We start from the raw sequence: 18,004 nt of genomic DNA on the forward strand, positions 1-18,004 counted from the left end.
CGCCGCACACATGTGCCACTCTGTTGCGCGCAACGACACGCAATGGGGAGGGAGTACGAGTGGCAGCGCCGATACAGCTGACCCGGATGCACCGCGTGCTCATCGGCGTGGTGGTGACCGGCGCCGTGATCATCGCCGGCATCGGTTTCGCCGGTTCGTACGCGGCCGTCCGGGAGCTGGCCATCAAGAAGGGCTTCGGGAACTTCTCGTACGTGTTCCCGGTCGGCATCGACGCCGGCATCTGTGTCCTGCTGGCCCTGGACCTGCTGCTGACGTGGATCCGCATCCCCTTCCCGCTGCTGCGGCAGACGGCGTGGCTGCTGACGGCGGCGACCATCGCGTTCAACGGCGCGGCGGCCTGGCCGGACCCGCTGGGTGTGGGCATGCACGCCGTCATCCCGGTGCTGTTCGTGGTGTCGGTGGAGGCGGCCCGTCACGCGATCGGCCGGATCGCGGACATCACGGCGGACAAGCACATGGAGGGCGTGCGGCTGACCCGCTGGCTGCTGTCGCCGGTGCCGACGTTCCTGCTGTGGCGGCGGATGAAGCTGTGGGAGCTGCGCTCGTACGAGCAGGTCATCAAGCTGGAGCAGGAACGTCTCGTCTACCAGGCGCGGCTGCGTTCGCGCTTCGGCCGGGCGTGGCGGCGCAAGGCGCCGGTGGAGTCGCTGATGCCGTTGCGGCTGGCGCGCTACGGGGTGCCGCTCGCGGAGACGGCCCCGGCGGGCCTGGCGGCGGCGGGGATCGAGCCGGTGCTGCTGCCGCCGGCCCCGCGGCAGCAGGCGCCGGCGGCGGTGCCGGAGCTGGCGGGGGTGGCGGCGGGCGGTGGTACGGCGGCCGGTGCGGCGCCGGTGGGCCGGGCGGTGCCCGGTCCCGCGCGGCGCCCCGAGCCGGCCGAGCCGGAGCCGGAGGTGAGCCCGTGGCTGCACGCGCGGGACCCGCGGCAGATCGAGTACCACGGGGGTTACGACCCCAACTACGACCCGGAAGCGCAGTACGCGGACTGGTACGAGGAGCAGCAGCAGGCCGAGCAGTACCAGGACCAGTACCTGCAGGAGCCTCCGCCGGAGGAGCCGGAGCCTTCTCCGGAGGAGACGGGCAGCTTCCCGATCCCGGTGGCCCCGGGCCGCACGCGGGAGCTCGGCGAGGGCGGCGGCGCGCCGGAGCCGACCGAGGAGGACTACTACCAGGTCTTCAAGCAGTCGATCAGCAGTGGCAGCGGTTATCCGACGGCCCGTGAGCTGAGCGAGAACGTCGAGGCGGAGTTCGGCCTGGCGCTGCTGCCGGAGGACGCCAAGCGGATGGTCAACCGTTTCACGAACCGCTACAACGCGGAGCTGGAGGAGGACCACATCGCCTGAGCCCCGGCGGCGGCGATGAGCATGAGGAAGGGGGCCCTCCCGGGGAGGGCCCCCTTCCTCATGCGTGCGTCACCGCGTCGCCGGGCTACTCGCCGAGCAGCCGCCGTACGCGCTCCTGGCCCACGGCCAGCAGCAGGGTCGGCAGGCGCGGGCCGGTGTCCCGGCCCACCAGCAGGTGGTAGAGCAGCGCGAAGAACGCCCGCTGGGCGGTCTTGATCTCGGCGGGCAGTTCCTTGGGGGTGGCGTCGGCGGAGAACCCGGCCTGGACCTTGGGCACGCCGTAGACGAGGTGCGTCAGCCCGTCCAGTGACCAGTGGTCGGCCAGCCCGTCGAGCAGCAGTCGTACGGACTCGCGGCCGCGGTCGTCGAGGGACTTCAGCAGCTCGGTGTCGGGCTCGTCGCGGACGATGGTGCGCTGGTCGGCGGGCACGTGGGTGTTGATCCACGCCTCGGCCTTGTCGTACCGGGGCCGTGCCTCGTCGAGCGAGCCGAGCGGCTGGTCGGGGTCGAGCTCGCTGAGGATGCGCAGCGCCTGGTCCGCGTGGCCGGCGGTGATGTCGGCGACGGAGGCCAGCGTCCGGTACGGCAGCGGGCGCGGGGTGCGCGGCAGCTCACCGGCGGCGGTGCGCACGGCGCGGGAGTGGGCGGCGGCGTCGGCGGGCAGGGCGGTCCCGTCGGCGACCTTGGCGTCGAGCTTGTCCCACTCGTCGTAGAGCCGCTGGATCTCCTGGTCGAAGGCGATCTTGAACGACTGGTTCGGCCGGCGGCGGGCGTAGAGCCAGCGCAGCAGCTGGGGCTCCATGATCTGCAGCGCGTCGGCCGGGGTGGGCACCCCGCCGCGGGAGGAGGACATCTTGGCCATGCCGGAGATGCCGACGAAGGCGTACATCGGCCCGATGGGCTGCTCGCCCCCGAAGATGCCGACGATCTGCCCGCCGACCTGGAAGCTGGAGCCGGGCGAGGAGTGGTCGACGCCGCTGGGCTCGAAGACGACGCCCTCGTAGGCCCAGCGCATGGGCCAGTCGACCTTCCAGACCAGCTTGCCGCGGTTGAACTCCGCCAGCCGCACGGTCTCGGAGAAGCCGCACGCCGAGCAGGTGTAGGTCAGCTCGGTGGTGTCGTCGTCGTAGGAGGTGACGGTGGTGAGGTCCTTCTCGCAGTTGCCGCAGTAGGGCTTGTACGGGAAGTACCCGGCGGAGCCGGAGGAGCCGTCGTCCTCGGCGGCGGCGCCGGAGCCCTCGGCGGCCTCCAGCTCGGCCTCGTCGACGGGCTTCTGCGACTGCTTGGGCCCGGTCTTGGGCTTGGTGCGGTACTGGGCGAGCACGGCGTCGATGTCGGCGCGGTGCTTCATGGCGTGCAGGATCTGCTCGCGGTAGACGCCGGAGGTGTACTGCGCGGTCTGGCTGATCCCGTCGTACTCGACGCCCAGCTCGGTGAGCGAGGCGGCCATCGCCGCCTTGAAGTGCTCGGCCCAGTTGGGGTGCGGGGACCCCTGGGGGGCGGGCACCGAGGTGAGCGGCTTGCCGATGTGCTCGGACCAGGTCTCGTCGACACCGGGGACGCCGGCCGGGACCTTGCGGTAGCGGTCGTAGTCGTCCCAGGAGATCAGGTGGCGCACCTGGTACCCGCGGCGGCGGATCTCGTCGGCGACCAGGTGCGGGGTCATGACCTCGCGGAGGTTGCCGAGGTGGATCGGGCCGGACGGGGAGAGCCCGGACGCGACCACGACCGGTTTGCCCGGGGCCCGGCGCTCCGACGCCTCGATGACCTCGTCCGCGAAACGGGAGACCCAGTCGGTGGTCTCGGTGCTCTGAGCCACGATCGGCACGTCCTCTGATCTGGAGCTGGAAGGGGATTGGACCTTCCCATACTCCCAGACGGCGCCGTGGCCGGGAAAACGGCTTTACCCCCCGTGGGATACTGGCTGGGTCTATCCATCCCACGAGGAGAACGGCACCCACTCCTATGGCCTCGGTCACGTCCCTCAGCGACTCCGTCCAGCAGCACCTGTCGTCCGCGATCTCGGCCGCCCTGCCCGAGGCCGGTTCCGCGGACCCGCTGCTGCGACGAAGCGACCGGGCGGACTACCAGGCCAACGGCATGCTGGCCCTGGCGAAGAAGGCCGGCGCGAACCCGCGGGAGCTGGCGGCGCAGGTCGTCTCCCGGGTGGTCACCGGTGACGTGATCGCGGACGTCGAGGTGTCGGGTCCGGGCTTCCTGAACGTCACCGTCGCGGACGGGGCGATCGTGCGGAACCTGGCCGCGCGGTACGCGGACGACACCGGCCGCCTCGGTGTGCCGCTCGCGTCGGAGCCGGGCACCACGGTGATCGACTACGCCCAGCCGAACGTGGCGAAGGAGATGCACGTCGGTCACCTGCGGTCCGCCGTCATCGGTGACGCGGTGGTCCAACTGCTGGAGTTCACCGGGGAGACGGTGGTGCGCCGGCACCACATCGGCGACTGGGGCACCCAGTTCGGCATGCTCATCCAGTACCTGGACGAGCACCCGCACGAGCTGGACCACGGCGGCGCCGAGGTGAGCGGCGAGGAGGCGATGTCGAACCTGGACCGCCTCTACAAGGCCGCGCGCCGGAAGTTCGACTCCGACGAGGAGTTCAAGACGCGCGCCCGGCGCCGGGTGGTGGACCTCCAGGCGGGCGACGCGCACACGCTGGCGACCTGGCAGAAGTTCGTCGACGAGTCGAAGATCTACTTCTTCTCCGTCTTCGAGAAGCTGGACATGGAGGTCCGGGACGCCGACATCGTCGGCGAGTCCGGCTACAACGACATGCTCGCCGAGACGTGCCGCCTGCTGGAGGAGTCCGGGGTGGCGGTCCGCTCGGAGGGCGCGCTGTGCGTGTTCTTCGACGACATCAAGGGCCCGGACGGCAAGCCGGTCCCGCTGATCGTCCAGAAGTCCGACGGCGGCTACGGCTACGCGGCGACCGACCTGTCCGCGATCCGCGACCGCGTCTTCCACCTGAAGGCGGACACGCTGCTGTACGTCGTGGACGCCCGGCAGTCCCTGCACTTCCGGATGGTCTTCGAGACCGCCCGCCGGGCCGGCTGGCTGAACGACGACGTCAAGGCGGTCCAGCTCGCCTTCGGCACGGTCCTCGGCAAGGACGGCAAGCCGTTCAAGACGCGTGAGGGCGAGACGGTCAAGCTCGTCGACCTCCTCGACGAGGCGATCGACCGGGCGACGGCCGTGGTGCGCGAGAAGGACACCCAGGGCCTGCTGGGCGAGGAGGAGATCGCCGAGCGGGGCACCCAGGTGGGCATCGGCGCGGTGAAGTACGCGGACCTGTCGACGTCGGCGGCCCGCGACTACAAGTTCGACCTGGACCAGATGGTCTCCCTCAACGGCGACACTTCGGTCTACCTCCAGTACGCCTACGCCCGCATCCACTCCATCCTCCGCAAGGCCGGCGAGGTCCGCCCCGCGGCCCACCCGGAACTGGAACTCCACCCGGCGGAGCGGGCCCTGGGCCTGCACGTGGACGCGTTCGCGGAGACGGTGGGGGAGGCGGCCGCCGAGTACGCCCCGCACAAGCTGGCCGCGTACCTGTACCAACTGGCCTCGCTCTTCACGACGTTCTACGACAAGTGCCCGGTGATCAAGCCGGAGCCGCCGCGGGACGTCGCGGAGAACCGCCTGTTCCTGTCGGACGTCACGGCGAAGACCCTCCACCAGGGCATGGCCCTGCTGGGCATCAGGACGCCTGAGCGTCTCTGACGCCGCGTCAACTGCACGCGTGAACGGCCCCGTCGGGATCCTTCCGGCGGGGCCGTTGCGCTGATCAGAAGGCGAAGTCGCACCACACCGCCTGCCGAGCTCCCGTTGCCGCACGCCCCACTTGTCGCGCCTTGAACGCCGAACCACGAGCACGTGGCCTACACCGAGTCGCAGCGCGGGAGCCAGTGGGTCTCCAGCCCGGAGGAGGTATCCATCCTGGCGCGCAGACATGCGATGCTGCGGACGCAGGCCATGACCACCCAGGACTCGCTGCGCCTGCTCGACCGCCTGCGAGGAGAGCGATGAGCACCGAGGCCCTTCAGTGGTCCAAGTCGTCCTACAGCGGAAGCGAAGGCGGCGCCTGCCTCGAAGTCGCCGTCACCCCCCACACCATCCACGTCCGCGACTCCAAGACCGCCCCGGACCACCACGCCCCCACCCTCCACATCACCCCCGCCACCTGGACCGACTTCCTCGCCTACGCCGTGAAGTGAGCCTCGGCCGCGGGCCGTTGTCAGTGGGCGCCCCTACAGTCGGCCGCATGGCGACTCTTCCCAATCCGCTGCCCTCCCTGGCCACCGATCCGAGTGGGCGTTCGCTCGGGCTCCGGCTTCCGCCGGGGCGGCTGATCGACGTCACGGAGGACGGACCGTGGCACGAACCCCTGCTGTGGCACGCAGACAAGTCGGCCGCGCCCGGCACCTGGAGCGCCCTCGGCGGGCCCGCGGCGCGGGCCGGGCTGCTGCCCGTGCTGGTGGACCTCGGCGGGTCGCAGGGCGGGCCCGAGGGGTGGGAGCTGCTGCCCGGCGAGGTGTCGTACCCGGGGGACCACGACCCGGACGAGGTGCTGGCCGAGTACTGGGAGGAGTGCGCCGCCGAGGACGAGCCGTGGCCCGGGCTCGGCGACAGCCGGCCCGGTGCGACCGCCACGCCGGACGTGCGGGCCGCGGAGGTCGCCGACGGGCTGTCCGCCGAGTGCCCGTCCTGGTTCAAGGACCCGCACCTGGCCCTGGTGTCCGCCCGACGCAGCGCCGACATACCCGCGGCCGTCGGCTGGACGGGCCCGCTGAACCACGAGGGCGACGTCGCGCGCCTGTGCGCCGTGCTGCGCACCTGGGAGGACCGCTTCGGGCTGCGCGTCGTCGGCCTCGGCTTCGACGTCCTGGTCGCGTCCGTCGCCGCCCCGCCGGCCACCCTCACGGAGGCCGGGCAGGTGGCGGCGGAGCACTTCGCGTTCTGCCCGGACAACATCCTGCAGAGCGGCCCGGGCACGCTCGACGCCTACGCCAAGGGGCTCGTCGGCGAGCACGCCTGGACCTTCTGGTGGGACTGAGCCCCGTCCCACCGAAAGAGGAACTCAACCCCCCAGCAGGCCTCGGCCCAGGCGTCGCAGGCCCTCCGTGATCTCCTGTGGCGTCTGGGTCACGAAGCACAGCCGCAGCGTGCCCGGGTCGGGGGTGCCGGCGTAGAAGGGCGCGCCGGGGACGTAGGCCACGTCCTCGGCGACGACCCGGGGCAGCAGCGCGGTGGTGTCGTACGGCTCCGGCAGCCGCGCCCAGAGGAACATGCCGCCCTCGGGGCGGTTCCAGGTGGAGCCCTCGGGGAGCGCGCCGGGCAGGGCGGCGAGCATGGCGTCGCGGCGCTCGCGGTAGACGCCCGCCACCCTGGCGACGTGGGCGTCGAGGTCGTACTCCGTGAGGTAGCGGGCGGCGGCGAGCTGGTTCACGGTCGGGGTGTGCAGGTCGGCGGCCTGCTTGGCGACGGCGCAGGCGCGGCGCAGCTCGGCGGGGGCGCGCAGCCAGCCCAGGCGCAGTCCGGGGGCCATGACCTTGGAGAAGGAGCCGAGCAGCACGGTGCGGTCGCGGGCGTCGTCGTGGGTCGCGATCCAGGGCACGCGCTCGCCCTCGTAGCGCAGTTCGCCGTACGGGTCGTCCTCGACGATCCACAGGCCGTGGCGCGCGGCGACGGCGGCGAGCGCGGCGCGGCGGCCGGCGGGCAGGGTGCGGCCGGTGGGGTTCTGGAAGGTGGGGACGGTGTAGAGCAGCTTGGGCCGCTCGCGCACGACGAGGTCGGCGAGGGCGTCCGGGTCGGGCCCGTCGGCGTCGCCGGGGACGGCGAGGACGCGGGCGCCGGCGAGGCCGAAGACCTGGAGGGCGGCGAGGTAGCAGGGCTCCTCGACGAGGACGGTGTCGCCGGGGTCGAGGAGCGCGCTCGCGAGGAGGGAGAGGGCCTGCTGGGAGCCGGTGGTGACGAGCAGGTCGTCGGCGTCGGTGGCGAGTCCGCGGGCCGTGTGCCGGGCGGCGAGGAGGTCGCGCAGGGCGGGTTCGCCCTCGGTGGTGGCGTACTGCAGGGCCTGCGCGGGGAGTTCGTCGAGCACGTACCGGAAGGCGGCGGCCACCCCGGCCTGGTCGAAGACGTCCGGGGCGGGCAGCCCGCCGGCGAAGTTGATGACCTCGGGGCGGGCGGTGACGGCGAGGATGTCCCGCACCGGCGACCCGCCGACGGTCCGTGCGCGGGCGGCGAGCGGCGGCGGGGCGGCGGCTTCGCGCGGGCGGGCGGTTTCCGGGGCGACGGTCATGACGGCTCCTTCGGCTGCGGGCGGGCGCCTCGCGTTGCCCGCAGCCTAGGGAGATGGGTGCCGTCTACACATGACCTTTTCGGGATGTGGACGAACCGCACAGGGCTCATCCCTTGGCCGCCACGCCCCCGTACACGTTGATGTCCGCGTCCGTCACGTCGTTTATGTCGTAGTAGCGGACCTTCTCGATCTCGTCGAGGGAGGCCAGGTACGCCGCGTCCGGCTGCTCGGGGACCGGGGCGGGCTCGGGGCGCCAGTGGTGCACCGGGACCACGCCCGGCTCGGCGAGCGCCAGGCCGTGGTCGGTGAAGAACCGCTCGACGTCGGCGCGCGACCGCAGCACGAAGGTGAACCCGCGCTCGGTGTACGTGCGTTGGACGGCGCGAATGTTCTCCGGGTTGAGGTCGTCGGTGAGGTGGCTGAGCACCAGCCGGCTGCCGGCGGGCAGCGCGTCCACCAGCTCGCGGACGATCGGGTACGCCTCCTCGTCCTCGATGAAGTGCAGGATCGCCACCAGGCACAGCGCGACCGGCTGGTCGAAGTCGAGGGTCTTGGCGGCCTGTTCGAGGATCTGCGCGGGACTCTTCAGGTCGGCGTCGATGTAGTCGGTGCGGCCCTCGGACCCCGAGGTGAGCAGCGCCCGCGCGTGGGCGAGGACGACGGGGTCGTTGTCGACGTAGACCACGCGCGAGTCGGGGATGATCCGCTGCGCGATCTGGTGGACGTTCTCGGCGGTCGGCAGGCCGGTGCCGATGTCCAGCCACTGCCGGATGCCGTCCTCCCGGACCAGCGCGGTCACCGCGCGGCGCAGGAAGTCGCGGTTGTGGCGCACGTCGAGGTAGCCGCGCGGGTTGGCGGCGAGACCGGCGGCCGCGGCGGCCCGGTCGACGGGGTAGTTGTCCTTGCCGCCGAGGAACACGTCGTACACCCGCGCCGGATGGGCCTTGCTGGTGTCGATCCGTCTGCGCAGCTCGGCGGGGTCCTGGTCGAGCGCGTCACCGGGCATGGGGGTCTCCCTGGGTCATGAGCAGGTCGGTGTCGTCCGGCGCACAAGCGCGGAAGTGGTCAACAACCTAACTCCTGAGGGCACTTGAAGGTGCCCGGAGACCCCCCTTCCGGGTCAGTCCAGCGTCCGGGCCACCTCGGTCGCCCAGTAGGTGAGGATCGTGCGGGCGCCGGCCCGCTTGATGCCGGTGAGGGCCTCCAGGATCGCGCGGTCGCGGTCGATCCAGCCCTTCTCGGCGGCGGCCTCGATCATCGCGTACTCGCCGGAGACCTGGTACGCGGCGACGGGCACGTCCACCGCGTCGGCGACCCGGGCGAGGACGTCGAGGTACGGGCCGGCCGGCTTGACCATCACCATGTCGGCGCCCTCCTCGAGGTCGAGGGCGAGCTCGCGCAGCGACTCGCGCCAGTTGGCGGGGTCCTGCTGGTACGTCTGCCGGTCGCCGCGCAGGGAGGACCCGACGGCCTCGCGGAAGGGACCGAAGAACGCGGAGGAGTACTTGGCGGTGTAGGCGAGGATCGCCACGTCCTCGCGGCCGATCTGGTCGAGGGCGTCACGGATGACGCCGATCTGCCCGTCCATCATCCCGCTCGGCCCGACGACGTGGGCGCCGGCGTCGGCCTGCACCTGCGCCATCTCGGCGTACCGCTCCAGGGTGGCGTCGTTGTCGACCCGGCCCTGGTCGTCCAGGACACCGCAGTGCCCGTGGTCGGTGAACTCGTCGAGGCACAGGTCGGCCATCACGAGCAGGTCGTCGCCGACCTCGGCCCGCACGTCGCGCAGGGCGACCTGGAGGATGCCGTCCGGGTCGGTCCCGGCGGTGCCGAGCGCGTCCTTCTTGGCGTCCTCCGGCACGCCGAACAGCATGATCCCGGAGACCCCGGCCTCGGCGGCCTCCACGGCGGCCTTCTTCAGGCTGTCGCGTGTGTGCTGCACGACGCCGGGCATGGCCCCGATCGGCACCGGCTCGCCCACGCCCTCCCGCACGAACGCGGGGAGGATGAAGTCGGCGGGGTGCAACCGCGTCTCGGCGACCATCCGCCGCATGACCGGACTGGTCCGCAGCCGCCGCGGCCGCGCACCGGGAAAGGATCCGTACTTCGCCATACGTCTACGCTACGCCCGCCCGGACGGTGCCTTTGCCGACGCCGAGTCGGCCCCACACCGCCCCCGAGCGGCCGCCCGCCACGGTGTCGGCGCCGCCACGCGGGGAACCCACACCGCTGCGCCCGCGGTCCTCGGCGGCACGCACGAGGACGGCGGGTCACCCCTGGCGTCGGGACGAGGGCGGGAGGCACGCGAGCGTGTTCGAGGGATTCGCGACCAGGCACGTCGAAACCGGTGAGGCGTCCGTCTTCGTGCGGTACGGCGGGGACGGCCCGCCGGTGGTCCTGCTGCACGGCCATCCCCGTACGTCCGCGACCTGGCACCGGGTCGCCCCGCTGCTGGTCGAGCGCGGCTTCACCGTCGTCTGCCCGGACCTGCGCGGCTACGGCCGCTCCCGGGGTCCGGCACCGACGCCGGACCACAGCGCGCACTCCAAGCGGGCGGTGGCCGCCGACGTCGTGGCGGTGATGCGGGCACTGGGGCACGAACGGTTCGCGCTGGTCGGGCACGACCGCGGGGCCGCCGTCGCCTTCCGCCTGGTCCTCGACCACCCGGAGGCGGTGGAGCGGGTGGCCCTGATCGACTGCCTGCCGATCAGCGAGCACTTGGCGCGCATCACACCGGAGTTCGCGACCCAGTGGTGGCACTGGTTCTTCTTCGCCCAGCCGGACACCCCGGAGCGCGTCATCGACGCCGACCCGGACGCCTGGTACCGCGGCGACCCGCGGGTCATGGGCCGGGAGAACCACGACGAGTTCCGGAAGGCCACCCGCGACCCGGAGGTGGTGCGCGCGATGCTGGAGGACTACCGGGCGGGCCTCACCGTCGACCGCCGGCACGAGGAGGAGGACCGCGCCGCCGGCACGCGCGTACGGTGCCCCGCGCTGATCCTGTGGTCGCTCCGCGACGACCTGGAGCAGCTCTACGGCGACCCGCTGCGGATCTGGCGCGACTGGGCGACGGACGTCCGCGGCCACGGCATCGACTCCGGCCACCACGTCGCGGAGGAGGCCCCGCAGGACCTGGCGGCGGCACTGGGGGACTTCCTGAGGGCCTGACGGGCGCGTCAGCTGCCGCTGGCGCTGCGGAGCGCCGGGGCCGGCCCCTGAGCCCGGTGGGCAGGCCGCTGCCAGACGTGCCACCGGCCACTGCACCGAAGCCCCTGCCACCGCGGACCACCGGCAGCCCTGCCGCCGCAACGGACCGGGGGCCCGGCGGCCGTAGCCCCCGGACCCCCGGTCCGTGTCCCGCGGCGGGATCCGGCGCCCCGGCGCCCGACCACCCGGCCGCCCTGGATCACGTCGCCCGGCGCCTCCGCGCCCCCGGACGCCGCTCGCTCGGCCGCGTCACCGGGTCGCCCGCCTCCAGGGCCGCCGCCCGGCGGCGCAGGCCGAAGTCGGCCAGGGCCTCCGCCAGCTTGTGCACCGACGGCTCCGGTGCCATGACGTCCACCCGCAGCCCGTGCTCCTCGGCCGTCTTGGCCGTGGCCGGGCCGATGCACGCGATGACGGTGACGTTGTGCGGCTTGCCGGCGATGCCGACCAGGTTGCGGACCGTCGAGGACGACGTGAAGAGCACCGCGTCGAAACCGCCGCCCTTGATCGCCTCACGGGTCTCGGCCGGCGGCGGCGAGGCGCGCACGGTCCGGTAGGCCGTGACGTCGTCGACCTCCCAGCCGAGCTCGATCAGCCCGGCCACCAGGGTCTCGGTGGCGATGTCGGCGCGCGGCAGGAAGACGCGGTCGATCGGGTCGAAGACCGGGTCGTAGGGCGGCCAGTCCTCCAGCAGGCCCGCCGCGGACTGCTCGCCCGACGGGACGAGGTCGGGCTTCACGCCGAAGGCGATCAGGGCCTTCGCCGTCTGCTCGCCCACCGCGGCGACCTTGATGCCCGCGAACGCGCGGGCGTCGAGCCCGTACTCCTCGAACTTCTCGCGGACCGCCCGCACCGCGTTGACCGAGGTGAACGCGATCCACTCGTAGCGTCCGGTCACCAGGCCCTTGACGGCCCGCTCCATCTGCTGGGGCGTGCGCGGCGGCTCGACGGCGATCGTCGGCACCTCGTGCGGGACGGCCCCGTAGGACCGCAGCTGGTCGGAGAGCGACGCCGCCTGCTCCTTCGTGCGGGGCACGAGGACCTTCCAGCCGAACAGCGGCTTGGACTCGAACCACGCCAGCTGGTCGCGCAGGGCGGGGGCGGAACGCTCGCCGACCACGGCTATCACCGGGCGGCCGCCCTCCGGGGAGGGCAGCACCTTGGCCTGCTTCAGCGTCTGCGCGATGGTGCCGAGGGTGGCGTTCCAGGTGCGCTGGCGGGTGGTCGTGCCGGCGACGGTCACCGTGAGCGGGGTGTCGGGCTTGCGCCCGGCCGCCACCAGCTCGCCGGCGGCCGCGGCGACGGAGTCCAGCGTCGTCGAGACGACGACCGTGCCGTCGGAGGCGCCCACCTCGGTCCAGCACCGGTCGGACGCCGTGCGGGCGTCCACGAACCGGACGTCCGCGCCCTGGGCGTCGCGCAGCGGCACACCGGCGTACGCGGGCACGCCGACCGCGGCCGCGACACCGGGCACCACCTCGAAGGGAACACCGGCGGCCGCGCAGGCGAGCATTTCCTCCGCCGCGTACGTATCAAGTCCCGGGTCCCCGGGGACCGCACGGACGACCCGCCTGCCGCCCCGCGCGGCCTCCATGACAAGATGTGCGGCATCCCGCACGGCGGGGACAGCAGCGGTCGTTGACGCGCCGTCAACAACCGTCGGCTGGGGTGTGCCCGGGACCGGAACGAGGTCCGGCGAAGGGTCCGCGTTCACGACGGACACGCCCGGCCTGGCGTGCGCACGCACGACGTCGAGCACCTCGTGCTCGGCGACGAGGACGTCCGCGTTCGCCAGCGCCTCGACGGCGCGCAGAGTCAGCAGTCCCGGATCCCCGGGTCCGGCACCGAGGAAGGTGACGTGCCCGTGTTCAGGACCGGCGGCGGCAGGAAGGGCGGTGGGGCTCACTGTGCTCGCTCCCCCATCAGACCGGCCGCGCCCTGGGCGAGCATCTCGGCGGCGAGTTGCCGACCGAGCGTCGTCGCCTGGTCGTGCGTCTCGGGCACGGGACCGGTGGTGGACAGCTGCACCATGCGGGAGCCGTCGGTCGTGCCGACGACGCCGCGCAGGCGCATTTCCTTGACAATCTGGCCGTCCGCGTGGGGGTTCCCCCGCTCGAACGGAGCCGCGTACGGCGGGAGGTCGGCCAGCGCGCCCACGGGCGCGGAGCAGCCGGCCTCCAGGGCGGCGAGCAGCGACCGCTCGGCCGTCACGGCGACCCGGGTGAACGGGTCGTCGAGCTCGGCGAGCGCGGCGATCAGCTCCGCCCGGTCGGCGGGGCACTCGACCGCCAGGGCCCCCTGGCCGGGGGCCGGCAGCACGGTGTCGACCGAGAGGAAGTCGGTGACCTCCTCGCCCCGGCCGATCCGGTTCAGCCCGGCGGCGGCGAGGACGACGGCGTCCAGTCCGCCGTCACGGACGTACCCGATGCGGGTGTCGACGTTGCCGCGTATCGGCACGGTCTCTATGTCGAGGCCGTGGGCGCGCGCGTACGCGTTGAGCTGTGCCATGCGCCGCGGCGAGCCGGTGCCGATGCGCGCGCCGCGCGGCAGGTCGGTGAACTTCAGCGCGTCCCGGGCGACGATCACGTCCCGCGGGTCCTCGCGCACGGGCACGGCCGCCAGCACCAGTTCCTCGGGCTGGCTCGTCGGCAGGTCCTTCAGCGAGTGAACCGCGAAGTCGACCTCGCCCCGCAGCAGCGCGTCGCGCAGCGCGGTGACGAAGACGCCGGTACCGCCGATCTGCGCGAGGTGCTCGCGCGAGGTGTCGCCGTAGGTGGTGATCTCGACGAGCTCGACGGGCCGTCCGGTCACCTGGCTCACGGCGTCCGCCACCTGCCCGGACTGGGCCATGGCGAGTCTGCTCCGCCTGGTCCCGAGCCTCAGTGCCTTCTCAGTCATCGCTGGCCCTCGGTTCTGGCCTTCTTCTCGGTGTTCTCGGTGGTGCTGTCCTCGGCGCGGGAGACGGAGGCCACCGTCTCGGGGTCGAGGTCGAACAGGGTGCGCAACGCGTCCGCGTACCCGGCGCCGCCCGGCTCGGCCGCGAGCTGCTTGACCCGCACCGTCGGCGCGTGCAGCAGCTTGTCCACGACCCGCTTGACGGTCTGGGTGATCTCGGCGCGGTGCTTGTCGTCGAGGGCGGGCAGCCGCCCCTCGAGGCGGGCGATCTCGCCGGCGACGACGTCGGCGGCCATGGTGCGCAGGGCGACGACGGTCGGCGTGATGTGCGCGGCGCGCTGGGCGGCGCCGAAGGCGGCCACCTCGTCGGAGACGATGCGGCGCACCTGGTCGACGTCGGCGGCCATCGGCGCGTCCGCGGAGGCCTCGGCGAGCGACTCGATGTCGACCAGCCGCACCCCGGCGAGCCGGTGCGCGGCCGGGTCGATGTCGCGCGGCATGGCGAGGTCGAGCAGGAACAGCACGGGCTCGGGCCGTACGACGTCGGCGACCGGCTCGGGCCTGCGGCGCTCGGGGATCCGGCCGACGGCGGCGACGGCCGCGGCGAGCGCGGCGATGGCGTCGGCGTCCTCGGCGGGGTCGAGCGGGACGGCGGTGCCCGGCCGGGTCGCGGTGCCGGCCGCGGCGCGGGGGGCGCGGGGCGCGGTGTCGGGGGCGCCGTTGTCGACCCAGGCGGCGTGCTGCTCCAGCTCGGCGGCGCCCATCCCGGCGACGGCGGCCTCGCCGGCCACGGAGAAGCCGGCGGTCGCCTGCACGGCGGGCAGGTCGAGCGGGCAGCCCTCGTCGGTGCCGAGGGAGGTGGGCGGCAGCGGTGCCCGCTCCGCGCGGGTGTCCGCGGGCGCGTCGGGCCGCGGCGCGGGTATGGCGTGGCCGGTGCGGCCGTCCACGGAGGTCGCGACCGCCTCGGCCGTCAGCACAAGTCCGGTCGCGCCGGTACAGGAGACGGCCACGTCGGCACGTGTCAGTTCGGCGGCGACGGCGTCCATGGGCACCGCGCGGGCCGTCACGGCCGTGTCCTCGGCGTCGGTGAGGATCTGCGCGAGGCGCTCGGCGCGCTCGAAGGTGCGGTTGGCGACGACGATCTCGGCGACCCCGGCGCGCGCGAGGGTCGCGGCGGCCAGCGAGGACATCGATCCGGCGCCGATGACCAGTGCCTTCTTGCCGCGCACCCAGTCGGGCACCGCGCCGTCCCCGGCGAGCTGCTCCAGGCCGAAGGTGACCAGCGACTGTCCGGCGCGGTCGATGCCGGTCTCGGAGTGGGCGCGCTTGCCGACCCGCAGGGCCTGCTGGAACAGGTCGTTCAGCAGCCGGCCGGCGGTGTGCAGGTCCTGCGCCCTGGCCAGGGAGTCCTTGATCTGTCCGAGGATCTGGCCCTCGCCGACGACCATGGAGTCCAGTCCGCAGGCCACCGAGAACAGGTGGTGGACGGCCCGGTCCTCGTAGTGCACGTAGAGGTAGGGGGTGAGCTCCTCCAGCCCGACCCCGCTGTGCTGGGCGAGGAGGGTGGACAGCTCGGCGACGCCCGCGTGGAACTTGTCCACGTCGGCGTAGAGCTCGATGCGGTTGCAGGTGGCCAGCACCGCGGCCTCGGCGGCCGGCTCGGCGGCGACGGTGTCCTGGAGCAACTTGATCTGCGCGTCCGGGCCCAGCGAGGCCCGCTCCAGCACGCTGACCGGGGCGCTGCGGTGGCTCAGTCCGACGACGAGGAGGCTCATGCCGGCATCACGGCGGGTACGTCCCCGTCGGGTCCCTGGTCCGCCGCGTCGGAGCGGGCGGCGGCGGCCTGCTGGGCCGTCCCGGCGCCCGCTTCCTCGCCGGCCTTGCGCTGCTCGTGGAAGGCGAGGATCTGCAGCTCGATGGAGAGGTCGACCTTGCGCACGTCGACGCCGTCGGGCACGGACAGCACGGTCGGCGCGAAGTTCAGGATGGAGGTGACGCCGGCGGCCACGAGCCGGTCGCAGACCTGCTGGGCGGCGCCGGCGGGCGTCGCGATCACGCCGATGCTCACACCGTTGTCCTGGATGATCTTCTCCAGTTCGTCGGTGTGCTGCACGGGGATGCCCGCGACGGGCTTGCCGGCCATCGCCGGGTCGGCGTCTATCAGGGCGGCGACCCGGAAGCCGCGCGAGGCGAACCCGCCGTAGTTGGCGAGCGCCGCGCCGAGGTTGCCGATGCCGACGATGACGACGGGCCAGTCCTGCGTCAGGCCCAGCTCCCGGGAGATCTGGTAGACGAGGTACTCGACGTCGTAGCCGACACCGCGCGTCCCGTAGGAGCCCAGGTAGGAGAAGTCCTTGCGCAGCTTGGCGGAGTTGACGCCGGCCGCGGCCGCGAGCTCCTCGGAGGAGACCGTGGGGACCGAGCGCTCCGACAGTGCGGTCAGGGCGCGGAGGTACAGCGGAAGACGGGCGACGGTGGCCTCGGGAATCCCTCGGCTACGGGTCGCCGGTCGGTGAGTTCGGCCAGTTGCCACGGTGCTCCTGCGGGTAGAGCGGGGCTGTAGGCGGTCAGACGTCCCACGACCGCCCCGTCCTATGCAGGCTATGTCTTTGTGAACGCGTGCACAAAGATGGTGTCCGATTTGCCCGGCCAACGTGACCGGGGTCACGCGATCCCGGCGCGGCTGCGGGGAACCGGCGCACAGGCGCCCGCGTTCCTTCCTTGTCGGGGGCAAAACCGCCCACTCTCCTCACGAATCCCGCCCCCGAGACCAAGTCGCCGTCGATCCTAAGCGACGCGGCGACCCGTTTGGACTAGTCGGTCAGCGCCTTGCGCAGCCGTTGCTCGTTCACGCGCCAGAAGGTGTGCTGCCGTCCGTCCACGAGGACGACCGGGATCTGTTCCCAGTACTGCTCGTGGAGACGGGGGTCCTGGGTGATGTCCTGCTTCTCCCAGGGGACGCCGAGGTCGCCGCACACCTTCTCGACCACTTCCTGTGCTTCTTCGCACAGATGGCAGTCGGGCTTCCCGATGAGCGTGACCAGCCGGTCCTGCGGGGCGGGGCCCTTACGACGAAAGAGGGGACTCATGCCAGCCATTGTCACGCCTCGCCCCTTCCCCTTTAACGGTCCGGACGCGGAGAGTTCACGGCGTCCCCACCGGGCGGCTGCGGGAATCCGCACGTGGAATGGCTATGCTCACGCCATGGCCGCTCTCGGATGGCTCACCCCCCGCAGGCGCTCCGCCACGGCGCGGAGCGTGTTGGCAGGCGAGGCCTCGGCGGAGGCCGCCCGCAAGTCCACGCAGGAGACCCGGCCGGCCGGCGAACCGGCGTTCCCGGTCCTCGGCGACGAACGGGCCGCCGCCTTCTTCGACCTGGACAACACCGTGATGCAGGGCGCCGCCCTGTTCCACTTCGGCCGGGGCCTGTACAAGCGGAAGTTCTTCGAGACGCGCGACCTGGTCCGCTTCGCCTGGCAGCAGGCGTGGTTCCGGCTGGCCGGCATCGAGGACCCCGAGCACATGCAGGAGGCCCGCGACTCGGCGCTGTCCATCGTCAAGGGCCACCGCGTCTCCGAGCTGCAGTCGATCGGCGAGGAGATCTACGACGAGTACATGGCCGAGCGCATCTGGCCGGGCACCCGGGCGCTGGCCCAGGCGCACCTGGACGCGGGCCAGAAGGTGTGGCTGGTCACCGCGGCCCCGGTGGAGATCGCCCAGGTCATCGCCCGCCGCCTGGGGCTGACCGGCGCGCTGGGCACGGTGGCCGAGTCGGTCGACGGGGTCTACACGGGCCGGCTGGTCGGCGAGCCGCTGCACGGCCCGGCCAAGGCGGAGGCGGTGCGCGCGCTGGCCGCGGCGGAGGGCCTGGACCTGTCCCGCTGCGCCGCCTACAGCGACAGCCACAACGACATCCCGATGCTGTCCCTGGTGGGCCACCCGTACGCCATCAACCCGGACAGCAAGCTGCGCAAGCACGCGCGCGAGCTGGAGTGGCGCCTGCGCGACTACCGCACGGGCCGCAAGGCGGCGAAGGTGGGCATCCCGGCCGCTGCGGGCGTGGGCGCGGTGGCGGGCGGCACGGCGGCGGCCATCGCGCTGCACCGGCGCCGCCGGTAGTCCCGCGCCCGCGCCGGGACGGTCACGGAGTCCGTCGGCCGATCGGGTCGATCACGTGCGCCGCTCAGGTCGATCACGTGCGCCGCCCGAGTCGATCGTTTGCGCC

General features: G+C 73.0%; 15 protein-coding genes and 1 pseudogene. 7 read left to right on the top strand and 9 right to left on the bottom strand.

The window, feature by feature from the left end:
• Positions 1-59 precede the first annotated feature (59 nt).
• Positions 60-1,361, top strand: a complete 1,302-nt coding sequence (locus tag AQJ30_RS31235; RefSeq protein WP_245727206.1) for a DUF2637 domain-containing protein — start codon at positions 60-62, stop codon at positions 1,359-1,361.
• A gap of 85 nt (positions 1,362-1,446) precedes the next feature.
• On the opposite strand, the gene lysS is transcribed toward AQJ30_RS31235, so the two are convergent.
• On the bottom strand, positions 1,447-3,189 hold the full coding sequence (gene lysS / locus AQJ30_RS31240; protein WP_067240619.1) for a lysine--tRNA ligase: 1,743 nt from the start codon (positions 3,187-3,189) through the stop codon (positions 1,447-1,449).
• A 137-nt stretch (positions 3,190-3,326) separates the two neighbouring features.
• Between lysS and argS the strand changes: the two genes are divergently transcribed.
• The 4 genes and pseudogenes from argS (at position 3,327) to AQJ30_RS31255 (ending at position 6,432) form a co-directional block, all read left to right on the top strand.
• Entirely contained in the window at positions 3,327-5,099 is a 1,773-nt protein-coding gene (argS, locus tag AQJ30_RS31245; RefSeq protein WP_067240621.1) for an arginine--tRNA ligase, read from the top strand.
• A gap of 135 nt (positions 5,100-5,234) precedes the next feature.
• A pseudogene (locus AQJ30_RS37455) lies at positions 5,235-5,405 on the top strand (Scr1 family TA system antitoxin-like transcriptional regulator); the annotation flags it as partial.
• Positions 5,402-5,593, top strand: coding sequence for a DUF397 domain-containing protein (locus tag AQJ30_RS31250; RefSeq protein ID WP_067240623.1), 192 nt, complete (start codon positions 5,402-5,404; stop codon positions 5,591-5,593). The pseudogene AQJ30_RS37455 and the gene AQJ30_RS31250, both read left to right, overlap by 4 nt.
• A gap of 47 nt (positions 5,594-5,640) precedes the next feature.
• The gene (locus AQJ30_RS31255; RefSeq protein WP_067240625.1) at positions 5,641-6,432 is read left to right on the top strand and encodes a DUF4253 domain-containing protein; all 792 of its coding nucleotides are present in this window, start codon (positions 5,641-5,643) and stop codon (positions 6,430-6,432) included.
• Positions 6,433-6,456: 24 nt separating this feature from the next.
• Here the strand turns inward: AQJ30_RS31255 and AQJ30_RS31260 are convergent, their stop codons facing one another.
• The 3 genes from AQJ30_RS31260 to hemB form a co-directional block, all read right to left on the bottom strand.
• Complete coding sequence (locus AQJ30_RS31260; RefSeq protein WP_067240627.1) at positions 6,457-7,677, bottom strand: aminotransferase-like domain-containing protein; 1,221 nt, start codon at positions 7,675-7,677, stop codon at positions 6,457-6,459.
• Between the two features lie 106 nt (positions 7,678-7,783).
• Positions 7,784-8,683 (bottom strand): SAM-dependent methyltransferase, encoded by a 900-nt coding sequence (locus AQJ30_RS31265; protein WP_067240629.1) that lies wholly within the window; start codon positions 8,681-8,683, stop codon positions 7,784-7,786.
• 114 nt (positions 8,684-8,797) lie between these two features.
• Entirely contained in the window at positions 8,798-9,790 is a 993-nt protein-coding gene (hemB, locus tag AQJ30_RS31270; RefSeq protein WP_067240630.1) for a porphobilinogen synthase, read from the bottom strand.
• Positions 9,791-9,987: 197 nt separating this feature from the next.
• Between hemB and AQJ30_RS31275 the strand changes: the two genes are divergently transcribed.
• Positions 9,988-10,848: an alpha/beta fold hydrolase gene (locus AQJ30_RS31275; RefSeq protein WP_067240632.1), complete on the top strand. Its 861-nt coding sequence runs from the start codon at positions 9,988-9,990 to the stop codon at positions 10,846-10,848.
• 238 nt (positions 10,849-11,086) lie between these two features.
• Here the strand turns inward: AQJ30_RS31275 and AQJ30_RS31280 are convergent, their stop codons facing one another.
• From AQJ30_RS31280 to AQJ30_RS31300, 5 genes are all read right to left on the bottom strand, one after another.
• Positions 11,087-12,790, bottom strand: coding sequence for a bifunctional uroporphyrinogen-III C-methyltransferase/uroporphyrinogen-III synthase (locus AQJ30_RS31280; RefSeq protein ID WP_079084419.1), 1,704 nt, complete (start codon positions 12,788-12,790; stop codon positions 11,087-11,089).
• Positions 12,787-13,782, bottom strand: coding sequence for a hydroxymethylbilane synthase (gene hemC / locus AQJ30_RS31285; RefSeq protein WP_067240636.1), 996 nt, complete (start codon positions 13,780-13,782; stop codon positions 12,787-12,789). Before hemC ends, AQJ30_RS31280 begins: the two co-directional genes overlap by 4 nt.
• Positions 13,779-15,554 (bottom strand): glutamyl-tRNA reductase, encoded by a 1,776-nt coding sequence (locus tag AQJ30_RS31290; protein ID WP_067240638.1) that lies wholly within the window; start codon positions 15,552-15,554, stop codon positions 13,779-13,781. The genes hemC and AQJ30_RS31290 overlap by 4 nt, the downstream gene beginning before the upstream one ends.
• Positions 15,551-16,312, bottom strand: coding sequence for a redox-sensing transcriptional repressor Rex (locus AQJ30_RS31295; protein WP_067240639.1), 762 nt, complete (start codon positions 16,310-16,312; stop codon positions 15,551-15,553). The genes AQJ30_RS31290 and AQJ30_RS31295 overlap by 4 nt, the downstream gene beginning before the upstream one ends.
• Positions 16,313-16,592: 280 nt before the next feature.
• Positions 16,593-16,877 (bottom strand): glutaredoxin family protein, encoded by a 285-nt coding sequence (locus AQJ30_RS31300; protein ID WP_107119741.1) that lies wholly within the window; start codon positions 16,875-16,877, stop codon positions 16,593-16,595.
• Positions 16,878-16,983: 106 nt separating this feature from the next.
• Here AQJ30_RS31300 and AQJ30_RS31305 point away from each other — a divergent pair, with 106 nt between their 5' ends.
• Positions 16,984-17,898, top strand: coding sequence for an HAD family hydrolase (locus tag AQJ30_RS31305; RefSeq protein ID WP_067240641.1), 915 nt, complete (start codon positions 16,984-16,986; stop codon positions 17,896-17,898).
• The last annotated feature ends 106 nt before the right edge of the window (positions 17,899-18,004 follow it).

Source organism: Streptomyces longwoodensis (assembly GCF_001514125.1).
Lineage (GTDB): Bacteria > Actinomycetota > Actinomycetes > Streptomycetales > Streptomycetaceae > Streptomyces > Streptomyces longwoodensis.

What these genes read in the sequence shown, in the direction of transcription:
- argS (WP_067240621.1), top strand. Translation starts at nt 3,327, where the DNA reads ATGGCCTCGGTCACGTCCCTCAGCGACTCCGTCCAGCAGCACCTGTCG.
- AQJ30_RS31250 (WP_067240623.1), top strand. Translation starts at nt 5,402, where the DNA reads ATGAGCACCGAGGCCCTTCAGTGGTCCAAGTCGTCCTACAGCGGAAGC.
- AQJ30_RS31255 (WP_067240625.1), top strand. Translation starts at nt 5,641, where the DNA reads ATGGCGACTCTTCCCAATCCGCTGCCCTCCCTGGCCACCGATCCGAGT.
- AQJ30_RS31260 (WP_067240627.1), bottom strand. Translation starts at nt 7,677, where the DNA reads ATGACCGTCGCCCCGGAAACCGCCCGCCCGCGCGAAGCCGCCGCCCCG.
- AQJ30_RS31265 (WP_067240629.1), bottom strand. Translation starts at nt 8,683, where the DNA reads ATGCCCGGTGACGCGCTCGACCAGGACCCCGCCGAGCTGCGCAGACGG.
- hemB (WP_067240630.1), bottom strand. Translation starts at nt 9,790, where the DNA reads ATGGCGAAGTACGGATCCTTTCCCGGTGCGCGGCCGCGGCGGCTGCGG.
- hemC (WP_067240636.1), bottom strand. Translation starts at nt 13,782, where the DNA reads ATGACTGAGAAGGCACTGAGGCTCGGGACCAGGCGGAGCAGACTCGCC.
- AQJ30_RS31290 (WP_067240638.1), bottom strand. Translation starts at nt 15,554, where the DNA reads ATGAGCCTCCTCGTCGTCGGACTGAGCCACCGCAGCGCCCCGGTCAGC.
- AQJ30_RS31300 (WP_107119741.1), bottom strand. Translation starts at nt 16,877, where the DNA reads ATGGCTGGCATGAGTCCCCTCTTTCGTCGTAAGGGCCCCGCCCCGCAG.
- AQJ30_RS31305 (WP_067240641.1), top strand. Translation starts at nt 16,984, where the DNA reads ATGGCCGCTCTCGGATGGCTCACCCCCCGCAGGCGCTCCGCCACGGCG.